The following is a 12031-nucleotide window of genomic DNA, read 5'->3' as shown; positions in this document are numbered from 1 at the left end:
TTATTTGGCGAGGAGACACAATCAATGGAAGACTTCATTGCAAAGCAGAGCGACACTGCGGTTCTCGTTCAAATGCAAAAAGTCCAAATGCAGGCGATGGAGCAGGCCACGGGTGTTGGCTACTGGTGTCTTGACCTGCAGCGAGAGGCGCTCTGGTGGAGCGAGAAGACCAAGCAGATCCATGAGGTGGCCCCGGATTTTGAGCCGGATCTGAGCAAGGCGATTGAGTTTTATGTGCCGGAGTATCGTGAGGGGGTGCAGAAGGCGCTTGATCTCGTGCTGTCGGCAGGGACGCCCTGGAATGGGACGCTGCAGATCGTCACCGCGCGGAACCGCAAACTGTGGGTTCAGGCGGTCTGTGCGCCGGTCTTTTCCGGGGACAAGGTGATCGCGATTGCCGGGTCATTCAGAGAGATATCTGAAGAACAGGAAGGTACTGAAGCGCCCCGGCATCTGAGCTCGCCGCAGGGGATGTCTGTTTTGGAGCTGCAGCACGCTAGCAGAGCGCTCAATGAGGCGGCGATTGTCGCCACGGCGGATCGGCGGGGCCGGATCACAAGTGTGAACCAGAAGCTGCTCGATATTTCGGGGTATTCCGAAGAGGAGCTGATCGGGGCGGACCACCGCGTTCTGAATTCGGGCGAACATGACAAAGACTTCTTTGTCGATCTTTGGAAGACCATTTCCAAAGGGCAGATCTGGCGCGGCGAGATTTGCAACCGACGCAAAGACGGGCGGCTCTATTGGGTGGACACGCTGATCTATCCGATCCGCGGCGAAGACGACAAAGTGGAGAAATACCTCTCGATCCGCTTTGACGTGACCGAGCGTGTGGAAGCCTCCAAGCTGGTGTCAAACTTCTTTGACGTTTCCATGGCGCCGCATTGTATCTTTGATCAGTCGGGGCGGATTCAGCAGGTGAACCATGCTTTCTGTCAGCTGGTGCACATGAATGAGAAAGAGCTGATCGGGCGGGATATTCTGGAGTTTGTGCAGCCCGAAGATCACGGTGAGGTGCCCAATTTTGAGCAGTCCCCTCCTGACCCGCATGTACCAAATCCGGCACGACTGAGGCTGATCGACGGGCATGGCAATGTGCGCCACACCGAGTGGCAGAGCCGCGTATATGGAACGCTGATTATCGCCTCAGGCCACGATCTGACCGCAGAGGTGGAGCGGCGTGAGGCGCTGGATGAGGCCAAACGCTCTGCCGAAGAAGCGAGCTTCTCCAAATCGGCGTTTCTGGCAAACATCAGCCATGAAATCAGAACACCGTTAAATGCGATTGTCGGTGTTGCAGATGGGTTGCTGGATAAACCGGGCCTGTCTGATGAGGACAAGAAACTCATCCAGATGATTTTTGACAGCGGAAAGGTGCTGGAGCGTCAGATGTCGGACATTCTGGATTTCTCAAAGATCGAAGCGGGCAAAAGCGAGCTGCTGAACCATCCGTTCTCGCCGGAGGACATGCTGCAGCGCGCGGTGGCCCCCCATGCGGAGGCGGCGCAGGCCAAAGGTGTGGCCTTTCATGTGGATATTGACCCGCAGGCCAGCATTCCGGTTTTGGGAGACGATATGCGCGTGCGTCAGATCGTGTCCAATCTGGCGTCAAATGCGGTCAAGTTCACGTCCAAGGGGGCGATCACGACGCGCCTGCGTTGTGTGGCGGATTGCGAAACCGCCTCTTTGCAGATCACCCTGAAAGACACCGGCGTGGGTTTTCCGACGCGCACCGAAACGGATGAGTTTGACCGGTTTGACCAAAAGGGCCGGAACAGCACCGAGGGCTACTCCGGCACCGGACTTGGCCTTTCGATAAGCTCCTCTCTTGCGCGCCAGATGGGTGGCCGCCTGTCGGTGGTGTCTGCGCCTGGAGAAGGCAGTGCCTTCCTTGTGGAGCTGCCGCTGCGGCGGGCACAGCCAGCGGAACCCAAGTTGGTCGCATCAGCGCCAGCCAAGAAATTCGCCGGCAGTCTGAAAGGGCGCAGGGTTCTGATTGCCGAGGACATCAAGGCGAACCAGAAAATCGTCGCGCTGCTGTTGAAGGTCACAGGCTGTGAGACGGCCTTTGCGAACAACGGCAAAGAGGCGGTGGCGCTGTATCACTCCTGGAAGCCCGATGTGGTTTTGATGGATATGATGATGCCAGAGATGAACGGCCTTGAGGCGACACGGGAAATCCGGGTGCAGGAGAGAATACGCCGCCTGCCGCGCATGCCGATCCTGATGCTGTCGGCCAATGCCATGCGCGAACATATCCAGCAGGCCGAGGATGCGGGTTGCGACGCGCATATTTCCAAGCCGGTGAATAAGAAGGCGTTGATTACTGCCATTCTGGAACGGGTCGAGGGTGAGGGCGGCGACGCGTCAATGGTGCAGCAAGGCAGCATCAGCGCCTAAGGGCGCGCAGCGCAGCAGAGTAGTAGCAGAACATGAGAGCACTTGCGGCAGGACGCGCGGCGTCTTTGCGCGTCCCTGCCTGTGCGCTTTGCAGGAGCAGAAAGCGTGGGCCCCTTGAAACCCGCGCGCCAAGGCTTAATGTCGCGCCAACGCGATTTCCAACAGGATCCCCCCATGAAAATGAACCCGCTTGGCCGGACGGGCCGCTCTGTTTCTGAATATTGCCTTGGCACAATGACCTTTGGCACCCAGACCGACGAGGCTGACGCCCATGCGCAGATGGATATGGCGCTGGACCATGGCATCAACTTCATCGACGCGGCTGAGCTTTATCCGGTGAACCCGATCAGCGCGGAGACACAGGGGCGCACCGAGGAAATTCTCGGCACATGGTTTGCGAAGACCGGACGCCGGGAGGCCTGGGTGCTGGCCACCAAACACGGCGGGGCAGGGGTGAAGCACATCCGCGATGGTGCGCCGATCACCGGCGCGTCGGTGCGCACGGCGGTGGAAGGATCGCTCAAGCGGCTGCAAACTGAGCATATCGACCTCTATCAGCTGCATTGGCCCAACCGTGGCTCTTATATGTTCCGCCAGAACTGGGAATATGATCCGTCCGCCCAGAACAAGGCCGAGACGTTGGCAAACATGGAGGAGGTGCTGGACGCGCTGCAGGCGGAGGTCGACCGCGGCACCATCGGGGCCTTTGGTCTCTCCAATGAAAGCGCCTGGGGCACCGCGCAGTGGCTGCGGTTTTCCGAGGAGAAAGGCACCCCGCGTGTGGCTTCGATCCAGAATGAATACTCGCTGCTGTGCCGGATGTTTGACACTGATCTGGCGGAGCTGTGCCTGAACGAAGATGTGGGGCTGCTGGCGTTTTCCCCTCTGGCGACCGGTTTGCTGACTGGGAAGTATCAGAACGGCCAGACACCGGAAGGATCGCGCAAGGCGATCAACGGAGATCTGGGCGGGCGCGTGAGCCCGCGGGTGTTTGATGCGGTGCAGGCTTATCTGGATATTGCGGCCAAACATGGGCTTGATCCGGTGCATATGGCGCTGGCCTTTACGGTGCAGCGCCCGTTCATGTGCTCCTCTATTTTTGGGGCCACCACGCTGCCGCAGCTGGAGCATCTGCTCAAAAGCGCGGAGGTGACGCTGAGCGATGAGGTTCTGGCAGAGATCAACGCGGCCAACCGCGCGCACCCGATGCCCTACTAACCACTAAATTTGAAACGCAGACCCCGGCGCTCAAGTTTTTCGGGGTCTGCGTTTCTGACAAAGGATGACTGAGAAGATGCTTCCTCAAACTGATGAAACCGAAGTGCTGGCCACAATCCGAGCCTCCGGCCCGCGCCGGGTGTTTGGCATTGGCACATTGGCCCTGTTGGGTGGTTTGCTTGTGTATTTGGCGCTGGCCACGTCGCCAGCGCTGATCTGGCAGGTCTTCCTGCTGGTCTTGGGCGTGCTGTCTTTGTGGCTCGCGGAGAGCACACGGCGCGCAACAGAGAACACCATTCAGCTCACCCGCGCAGGGATGGCGACCGACAGTGGCGAGGTGATTGCGCCTCTGAACGATATTGCGGCGGTGAAGCGCGGGATGTTTGATCTGAAACCATCCAACGGGTTCACGGTGGTGCTGAAAACATCGCGCACCCGCCGTTGGCAGCCGGGCCTGTGGTGGGCATTGGGCAAGCGCGTTGGCATCGGCGGTGTCACCCCCGGCTCCGAAGCCAAATCGATGGCGCAAATTTTGGAAGCGCTGCTGGTGGAAAAAGGCGGCTCAGAGATCTGAGCCGCCTTTCAAATTGTTTTGCACTGAACTGCCTGTGGATCAGGCGCCGTTCCAGGCGAGGTTCGCCACGAAGCGGGGGCGAGTGAACACAAAGGTGTTCATCGGGAAGCCGTCCCAATCATCGCCCCACCAGCGCTTCATGATCACCGGCGGTGCGTAGGTGCCAAAGGTTTGCACCACAATCAGGCTTTCCCCCGGCACCAGCGTTGGCAGGTTCTCACCAAGCTCGGGCAGATCCGCATCGGTCAGGGTGCGTGACGGCAAGGTGCTGTGCGACCACTCCAGATCGTGGGCGTTGGTGTTTGAGTCCCAAGACACGAGGCTCACTGTCATCTCCTGCTCGCCACGCAGAGTGGAGATTTCTTCAAACAGGGTGTGCACACCGTCAATGTAGCTGGAGTCCACTGCGGCGGTTTCCCGTGACAGCATGTCAGACACCGCAAAGGCGGCTTTTTCCGTGGTGGAGCGTGCGCGGTAAGCGTCAAACAGCACGGCCATGGCCATCAGAGCGAGGAACAGGGCCGGCCACATGATCACGGTCTCCACCGCGACACTGCCGCGCGTGTCTTTGCGAAAATCTCGGATGAGCTGGAAAACAGATGGAATATTCATGGCTTAACGAGGCTCCTGAACAAAGGCGTTCATGACAACAAGCGCGTAATCACCGGCGTCATCTTTGTGCAGCGCCGATCCGATCATCGACGTTGGGAAGATAGGTGTGACCTTGGCGCAGGCGCGCAGCACCATCAGATCGTTTTCAGCGCCGTCCTCAAACCGGGTGACCGGTTGGGTGGCTTCGGAACGATCGGTGCAGATGGTGTTTTCATCCATCGACACATAGTTGCGCGGATCACGGGTCACCATTTCCAGTTTCATGTTGCTTTCGCAGTTTGGAATGATGGAGGCCCGTTCACAGACCTGTGCAACCAGTTCGTCATGGCTTGGGGTGAACCCGGTGGAGAGGCGGATGTCACGCACCGCCATATCCAGAGAGCGCTCCAGATAGGAGTAGCGCAGGGTCATCAGGCCAAGCTCCACTGAGGAGAGGAACAGACCGATGAAGAAGGGCACCATGATGACAAATTCAATTGTGGTGCTGCCGTCTTCGTCGCGACGGAACGCGCGGGGCAGATTTGCAAGTCTCCGGATCATTGGGTCAACCTCAACTGGCGAATAGATGTTGCGATGGTTGCGAAGGCATTGCGGATTTCCAGACCGTTCACATCAAAGTAGTGGCTGTCGGAGCTGGCGCAGTCTTTCAGCACGGCCTGACCGTTTGACGGGGCTTCAAAGCCGATGGTGAAGACGATGATGCCCGCATCTTTGGCCGCCTGACAGACTTCGCGTGTCCGCGCATCTTTCTGGGACGTTTTGAAGGAGCTGCGCACACCGTAGTGCCAGTCGTTGTAGGCCGCGTTGGAGCCCATGAAGGGGCGGTACAGATACTCGGCAATCCAGCGGCTGGTGGTGTAAGACCAGAGGTCAGGATATGTGATGACTTCTGCAGAACCCGGCTCGTTCACGGTAACTGTCGTGGTGACCTGGCGATAGCGGCGGCAAGAACCGTTCCAGTAGTATGATCTGCATTCCCAGCTGGTTTCGGTCTTGTCATAGACACCTTCACCGTAAGCCCAGTTCTTCCACTCATAGGTCGAGGGCCAGTAGAACAGCGGCTCTGAGGTGATGCCGTCGTAGTCCTGGTCGTTCACATCCTGGCCAACATAGACGGAGTAGAAGTCCTCCTGTTCGTTGTACCAGACATTGGACTCGCCTGAGCGGTAGTCGTCTCTGATATAGTACTGGCTGGTGTTCTGACCGTCGGTCATAAGAACCACCACTTTCAGGGACTCGTTGGTCCCGTATTCATAAGGGCGATCTGCGAAACCACTGGAGATGTGGCTACCTTCGATCAGGTTGGCCGCAATCGGTTCAAAGGACGGATCCACCAGCGCGGTACCCCATTTCATGCCAACGTCGATAGAGGTGTTGCCGCGGGCGGTGAGAGCCGAGATGTAGTTTTTCAGCGTGGTGCGGTCGCTTTCCAGCACAATGGCTTCACGGCCGCTGTCAAACTCACAGACGGGCAAGCTGTTCACCGGTGTCGGCGTCGCATCGCGGTTGTCATAGCGATACCACGGGTCAAAGTGCATGGTGCGCTGGTACGTGGCCGTCGGCGAGATTTCTGTATTGGCAAAGTCGCCGCTGGTGAAGTTCACGCAGTTGGAATAGGCGTTTTCACCCGTGGTGTTCAGCTCCGCCATGACTTCGTCAGGAATGGACACCTGCGTTGCGTAGGGCACGATGGAAACAGACAATGTGCCGTCTTCGGTGTTGTCATCCATGGTGTCGATGAACTCTTGGGCCGCGATCTTGAGGTTGGTCAAGCGGTTGTTGCTGTTCATCGAACCGGACACATCGAGAACCATAGAGATTTCGATGTTGCCGATGCTTTCGATCGCGGTGCCGGTCGCAGAAACGGTGATTTTGCCGATATCCTGCGTGCTGCTGGTCGCGTCGGTAAGCTGATCAGCGGAGCCCTCTCCGGCCGACGAGCCGCTGGCTTCGCCGTCGCCTTTCCAGGCCCGTTTGAAGCGCGCGCCAACCTGGCTGTTGCGCAGGACCGTGGGCACGGTGGCGGAGGCGCTGACCTTGCGGTGGTTCAGCGTGATCTCTGAAGATGTCGAAACACTGTCATATTCGACGCCGGATTTGTCAAAGTAGTCTTCTACCACCGCATCGGGCGCGCGTTCCTGATCCATGTCGGCGGCCGCCAGAACGGCGCGGTCCAGCGTGTGCTGCAGGCGCGTGCGTTTCATTTCTGCCAACATGATGTCGGCGCCCAGGCCGCCAATCATCACCATCATGATGACCAGCACAACGGCGAATCCGACCATCACGCCGTCTTCCTCTTTGCGGAAACGGGTGATTATCCCCAGATTTCCGGCACTTGGACCGGGACTTTTGGTGCGCCGTTTGCGGACTGTAAACTGTTTCATATTACTCACCTCGTATCGACGCATCAAAATGGAGTTCCCACCGGAGTCGCGGTTTGCGCCAAGGATCTTATCCAAGCAGATTGGGGCGGAATTGGGGCCTAAACGGGTGGTTAATGCGGCCTTGAGGCAGGTTTTTTTGTTTTTCAGTAAGGGTTTGGATACAGTCTTTGATTTGACCGGTGTTCTGTTTCCGAACTGAAAACATCCCTGACACGCAACTGTGACATGGATTCCTCTATCGTCACGGGCCGACTTATCGCCTAACTCTTGATTAAGTCGATTGGTGTGACGGTGAGTCGCAGTCGTTTGCTTGTCGGGAGGAAAAAGATGAGCACAATTCAAGAACCGAGTTTTCGGGAAAGTGTCGACCTGATGTTCAACAGAGCGGTGGCTCTGATGGACCTTCCGCCCGGGCTGGAAGAAAAGATCCGGGTCTGCAACGCGACCTATACGGTGCGGTTTGGTGTCCGCCTGCGCGGGCAGATCCAGACGTTTACCGGCTACCGGTCGGTTCACAGCGAGCATATGGAACCCGTTAAAGGCGGTATCCGCTTTGCGATGGGTGTGAACCAGGATGAGGTTGAGGCGCTGGCAGCGCTGATGACCTATAAATGCGCGCTGGTGGAAGCGCCGTTTGGCGGCTCCAAGGGCGGCCTGCGGATTGATCCGCGCAAATATGACGAACATGAGCTGGAGCAGATCACGCGCCGTTTTGCCTATGAGCTGGCCAAGCGCGACCTGATCCATCCCTCGCAGAACGTTCCGGCGCCAGATATGGGCACCGGGGAGCGCGAGATGGCCTGGATGGCGGACCAATATGCCCGCATGAACACCACGGACATCAACGCGCGCGCCTGTGTGACCGGTAAACCGCTCAACGCTGGCGGCATCTCCGGCCGGGTCGAGGCTACAGGACGTGGCGTGCAATATGCGCTGCGCGAGTTCTTCCGTGATCCGCTTGACGTGAAGAAAGCCGGTATGACCGGATCTCTGGATGGCAAGCGCGTGATTGTGCAGGGGCTTGGCAACGTGGGCTATCACGCCGCCAAATTCCTGAGCGAGGAAGATGGCGCCAAGATCATTGGCATCATCGAGCGCGACGGCGCTTTGCACAATCCGGATGGCATTGATGTGGATGCGGTGCAGCAGTGGCTGTCCAAGCACGGCGGTGTGTCCGGCTTCCCGGATGCGAGCTATACCCAGAACGGCGCGGCGATCCTTGAGGAAGACTGTGACATTCTGGTGCCTGCGGCGCTGGAAGGGGTCATCAACCTTGAGAACGCAGCCAATATCAAGGCTCCGCTGATCATCGAGGCCGCCAACGGTCCGATCACCGCGGGGGCAGATGACATTCTGCGCAAAAAGGGTACTGTGATCATTCCGGATATGTATGCCAACGCCGGTGGTGTGACTGTGTCCTACTTTGAGTGGGTCAAAAACCTGAGCCACATCCGCTTTGGCCGGATGCAGCGCCGTCAGGAAGAAGCACGTCACCAGCTGGTGGTGGATGAGCTGGAACAGATCAGCGCCGCGCTGGGCGGTCAGTATAAGCTCACCGATGGCTTCAAGCAGAAGTATCTGCGCGGGGCGGGCGAGCTGGAGCTGGTACGCTCTGGTCTGGATGACACCATGCGGATTGCCTATCAGTCTATGCGGGATGTCTGGCATTCCCGTGATGACGTGGAAGATCTGCGCACCGCCGCCTATCTTGTCTCGATCGAGAAAGTGGCCGCCAGCTACCGCGCGAAGGGTCTCTGAGCGCATGGCGCCCGTCGATCTGGATATCGGGTGCCGCTGCGGCCGGTTTGGTGCCGTGCTCAAAGATGTGAGCCCGCGTATGGGCTCACATGTGCAATGTCACTGCACGGACTGCCAAACCGCCGCGCGCGTGCTGGGCGCAGAAGAACAGTTGTTGCCGCGCGGCGGCAGCGACATTTTCCAGACCACCCCTGCGCATTTGCAGATCACCAAGGGGGAAGAGCATCTGGCCTGCTTGCGGCTGTCGCCCAAAGGTCTGATGCGCTGGTACGCGGGGTGTTGTGACACGCCGTTGTTCAATTGCCTGCCGCACACCAAGCTGGCCTTTGTCGGGATCTGGGTTCCGGCGATGCAGGGCGCTGAGGTTGCCAAGGCCATTGGCAAGGTGATTGCGGTTGTGCGCACGCAGGATGCGCCGATGGGCGCGGAGCGGTTGCGCGACTACGGGTTCAACCGTGCGGGGTTTCAGGTGCTGGCCCGCCACTTCAGCGCTTTGATGCGGGGGCAGGTGAAGCAGACGCCGCTGTTTGACACCGCCGGTGCGCCGGTGGTGACACCCCGTGTGCTGACCAAAGAAGAGCGGAAATCCGCCACGCCTTAGGGGGGCTCGTAAGGCCGCGCCCCTGTGTTCACGCAGGATTTATCACTTTTATTAATATTTTAGCGATACTGTGCTATCCTAAGCCCAGCAGACTGATCTTTCGTACTGAACCATGCGTAGAGCCTCTAAAGGGCTTATGGAGACTGTGACCTGAAATGATCCGAGCATCATGCACCATTGCCGTTTTGGCCTGTTTGGCGTCTCAGACGTTTGCGCAGGGCAATGAGGCCGCGCCGGAAGGTTGGGTGTTTCAGCTTGAAAGTGCTTATCTCTCACAAGGCGACTCTGATCTGTCCTCCGGCAGCGCGTTTTCGGCGGAGCGGGGATATCTGCGGCTTGGGTCGTTCAACCGGCGCTCCGACGGGTTGAGCGTTGGCCTGTCAGCAACGCTTGGGCAGACCGATTATGACTTTGACACAGCGGCCCCCTGGGGGCGCATCCGGGAGAACAGCCTGTCGCTGACCTTTGCGGGCCGCAACCGCAATGGCATGAACTGGTTTGTGGCGCCAACGCTGCGGGAGCGCGCAGAAACCGGTGCGGGATCAGATGACGGCGTGACGGCAGGGGCCTTTGCCGGTGTGAGCTGGTCCTTGAATGACCGGCTGACGATTGGCCCTGCCATCGGCGCCTTTGAGGGCGTGGGCAGTGAGGATGTCGATGTCTTTCCTGCGCTGCTGCTTGACTGGCAGATCTCTGACCGGTTCAGTCTTACGACCGGGCCGACGCTTGGGGCCTCGCAGGGTCCGGGGCTGTCTTTGCGCTATGCGCTGGATGACGACTGGGGGGTGACGCTTTCGGCACGGCGGGAGAGCAATCGCTTTGCGCTGTCAGATCGCGGTGCGACACCCGGTGGCGCGGGCGAAGACACAAGCGTGCCGGTGGTGGTGAGCCTCAACTACAAGCCACGCCCTTCGATGAACTTTGCGGTCTTTGCCGGAGCGGAATTTGACGGGCAGTTGGAGGTGGAAAATGCCACCGGCACCACGGTGCGCAAAGAGAGCTATGACACTGCGCCATTGCTGGGCATTGCTGTGTCGCTGGCGTTCTGAAACGTCGCAGTAAGGACATCCTTGATTGCAATCAAAAATCTTGCGCCGCATGGTACGCTCATGCGGGCTGAGGATGTGTGCGCAGAGACACGTCTTGGCTTGTAGCGGCGGTATTGTGCGCCAGAGAGATGTGACGAAACAGGGGGGCGGATCATGCGGTTTTCAGGGCTGAAAGTGCTCGCGGAAGGTTTGCGCGGCAATAAGGGCTGGCAGGCCCATTGGCAGGATGCAGAGCCCAAGCCGGAATATGATCTGGTGATCATCGGTGGTGGTGGGCATGGGCTTTCCACTGCCTACTACCTCGCCAAAAACCATGGGCTGACCAATGTTGCAGTGCTTGAGAAAGGCTATCTCGGTGGTGGCAATGTGGGGCGCAACACCACGATTGTGCGCGCGAACTACTTCCTGCAGGGCAACAGCGAGTTTTACTCCCATTCCCTGAAGCTCTGGGAAGGGCTGGAAGAAGATCTGAACTACAATGTGATGCATTCCCAGCGCGGGCTGATCAATCTGTTCCACAGTGATGGGCAGCGCGATGCCTTTGTGCGGCGCGGCAATATGATGGTCAACCAGGGCGATGATGCGATCCTGCTGGACCGTGAAGGCGTGCGCAAACATCTGCCTTATCTGGATTTCAAACAGGCGCGGTTCCCGATCTACGGCGGGCTGTACCATCCGCGCGGCGGTACCGCGCGCCACGATGCGGTGGCCTGGGGCTATGCACGGGGCGCATCAGACCGGGGTGTCGATCTGGTGCAGAATTGCGAAGTGACCGGCATTGATATCGAAGGTGGCGTTGTCAAAGGTGTGCAGACCACGCGCGGCGCGATCCGCGCCAAGAAGGTGGGGATCATTGTGGCGGGACGCTCTGGTCAGGTGGCGGCGATGGCGGGGCGGCGTCTGCCGGTGGAAAGCCATGTGCTGCAGGCCTTTGTGACCGAAGGGCTGAAACCGGTGATCAACCATGTGATCAGCTTTGGCATGGGGCATTTCTATATCAGCCAGTCTGACAAAGGCGGTTTGGTCTTTGGTGGGGATCTCGATTTTTACGCCTCTTATGCGGCGCGCGGCAATCTGCCGATGAAAGAGCATGTCATGGAGGCGGGGATGACGCTGATGCCGATGATCGGCAAAGCCAAGGTGCTGCGCAGTTGGGGCGGGATCATGGATATGACGCCGGATGGCTCTCCGATCATCGACAAGATGGAGGGCATCGAGGGGCTCTATATCGACTGCGGCTGGAACTACGGCGGCTTTAAGGCGGTGCCGGCCTCGGGCTGGTGCATGGCGCATCTGATGGCCACGGATCAGCACCATGAGGTGGCGGCAAAGTTCCGACTCGATCGCTTCCGCACCGGGGTTGGGATCATGGATGAAGAGGGCACAGGCTCTCAGCACAATTTGCACTGAAATATTTTGAGACTGAGGGGGGCAG

10 protein-coding genes are annotated in these 12031 nt (G+C 58.7%); 7 read left to right on the top strand and 3 right to left on the bottom strand.

Annotated features, from left to right (window positions below):
* The first annotated feature begins 24 nt into the window (after positions 1-24).
* The 3 genes from J7399_RS01385 (at position 25) to J7399_RS01375 (ending at position 4192) form a co-directional block, all read left to right on the top strand.
* Positions 25-2400, top strand: a complete 2376-nt coding sequence (locus J7399_RS01385) for a PAS domain S-box protein (RefSeq protein ID WP_209083702.1) — start codon at positions 25-27, stop codon at positions 2398-2400.
* 174 nt (positions 2401-2574) lie between these two features.
* Positions 2575-3618: an aldo/keto reductase gene (locus tag J7399_RS01380; protein WP_209083701.1), complete on the top strand. Its 1044-nt coding sequence runs from the start codon at positions 2575-2577 to the stop codon at positions 3616-3618.
* Between the two features lie 76 nt (positions 3619-3694).
* Positions 3695-4192, top strand: coding sequence for a hypothetical protein (locus tag J7399_RS01375; RefSeq protein ID WP_209083700.1), 498 nt, complete (start codon positions 3695-3697; stop codon positions 4190-4192).
* 39 nt (positions 4193-4231) lie between these two features.
* Here J7399_RS01375 and J7399_RS01370 read toward each other — a convergent pair whose 3' ends face one another.
* From J7399_RS01370 to J7399_RS01360, 3 genes are read right to left on the bottom strand one after another with little or no spacing between them, the layout of a single operon-like run.
* Positions 4232-4804, bottom strand: coding sequence for a TadE/TadG family type IV pilus assembly protein (locus tag J7399_RS01370; protein WP_209078068.1), 573 nt, complete (start codon positions 4802-4804; stop codon positions 4232-4234).
* Positions 4805-4807: 3 nt separating this feature from the next.
* The gene (locus J7399_RS01365; protein WP_209060773.1) at positions 4808-5344 is read right to left on the bottom strand and encodes a TadE/TadG family type IV pilus assembly protein; all 537 of its coding nucleotides are present in this window, start codon (positions 5342-5344) and stop codon (positions 4808-4810) included.
* Positions 5341-7188 carry a pilus assembly protein TadG-related protein gene (locus J7399_RS01360; RefSeq protein ID WP_247742691.1) on the bottom strand — a complete coding sequence of 616 codons (1848 nt, stop codon included), beginning with the start codon at positions 7186-7188 and terminating at the stop codon, positions 5341-5343. The genes J7399_RS01365 and J7399_RS01360 overlap by 4 nt, the downstream gene beginning before the upstream one ends.
* Before the next feature lie 327 nt (positions 7189-7515).
* On the opposite strand from J7399_RS01360, the gene J7399_RS01355 reads away from it, so the two are divergent.
* The 4 genes from J7399_RS01355 (at position 7516) to J7399_RS01340 (ending at position 12006) form a co-directional block, all read left to right on the top strand.
* Positions 7516-8946, top strand: coding sequence for a Glu/Leu/Phe/Val dehydrogenase (locus J7399_RS01355; RefSeq protein WP_209060771.1), 1431 nt, complete (start codon positions 7516-7518; stop codon positions 8944-8946).
* Between the two features lie 4 nt (positions 8947-8950).
* Positions 8951-9547 carry a DUF6151 family protein gene (locus tag J7399_RS01350; protein ID WP_209083699.1) on the top strand — a complete coding sequence of 199 codons (597 nt, stop codon included), beginning with the start codon at positions 8951-8953 and terminating at the stop codon, positions 9545-9547.
* A gap of 155 nt (positions 9548-9702) precedes the next feature.
* Complete coding sequence (locus J7399_RS01345) at positions 9703-10596, top strand: hypothetical protein (protein ID WP_209083698.1); 894 nt, start codon at positions 9703-9705, stop codon at positions 10594-10596.
* A 153-nt stretch (positions 10597-10749) separates the two neighbouring features.
* Complete coding sequence (locus J7399_RS01340; RefSeq protein WP_209083696.1) at positions 10750-12006, top strand: sarcosine oxidase subunit beta family protein; 1257 nt, start codon at positions 10750-10752, stop codon at positions 12004-12006.
* Positions 12007-12031 lie beyond the last annotated feature (25 nt).

This window comes from Shimia sp. R9_1 (assembly GCF_017743775.1).
Classification (GTDB): domain Bacteria; phylum Pseudomonadota; class Alphaproteobacteria; order Rhodobacterales; family Rhodobacteraceae; genus Shimia.
Note: the sequence above shows the minus strand (reverse complement) of the source record. Positions and strands in the feature narration are given on the sequence as shown.

What these genes read in the sequence shown, in the direction of transcription:
- J7399_RS01350 (WP_209083699.1), top strand. Translation starts at nt 8,951, where the DNA reads ATGGCGCCCGTCGATCTGGATATCGGGTGCCGCTGCGGCCGGTTTGGT.
- J7399_RS01340 (WP_209083696.1), top strand. Translation starts at nt 10,750, where the DNA reads ATGCGGTTTTCAGGGCTGAAAGTGCTCGCGGAAGGTTTGCGCGGCAAT.
- J7399_RS01345 (WP_209083698.1), top strand. Translation starts at nt 9,703, where the DNA reads ATGATCCGAGCATCATGCACCATTGCCGTTTTGGCCTGTTTGGCGTCT.
- J7399_RS01385 (WP_209083702.1), top strand. Translation starts at nt 25, where the DNA reads ATGGAAGACTTCATTGCAAAGCAGAGCGACACTGCGGTTCTCGTTCAA.
- J7399_RS01360 (WP_247742691.1), bottom strand. Translation starts at nt 7,188, where the DNA reads ATGAAACAGTTTACAGTCCGCAAACGGCGCACCAAAAGTCCCGGTCCA.
- J7399_RS01365 (WP_209060773.1), bottom strand. Translation starts at nt 5,344, where the DNA reads ATGATCCGGAGACTTGCAAATCTGCCCCGCGCGTTCCGTCGCGACGAA.
- J7399_RS01355 (WP_209060771.1), top strand. Translation starts at nt 7,516, where the DNA reads ATGAGCACAATTCAAGAACCGAGTTTTCGGGAAAGTGTCGACCTGATG.
- J7399_RS01380 (WP_209083701.1), top strand. Translation starts at nt 2,575, where the DNA reads ATGAAAATGAACCCGCTTGGCCGGACGGGCCGCTCTGTTTCTGAATAT.
- J7399_RS01375 (WP_209083700.1), top strand. Translation starts at nt 3,695, where the DNA reads ATGCTTCCTCAAACTGATGAAACCGAAGTGCTGGCCACAATCCGAGCC.
- J7399_RS01370 (WP_209078068.1), bottom strand. Translation starts at nt 4,804, where the DNA reads ATGAATATTCCATCTGTTTTCCAGCTCATCCGAGATTTTCGCAAAGAC.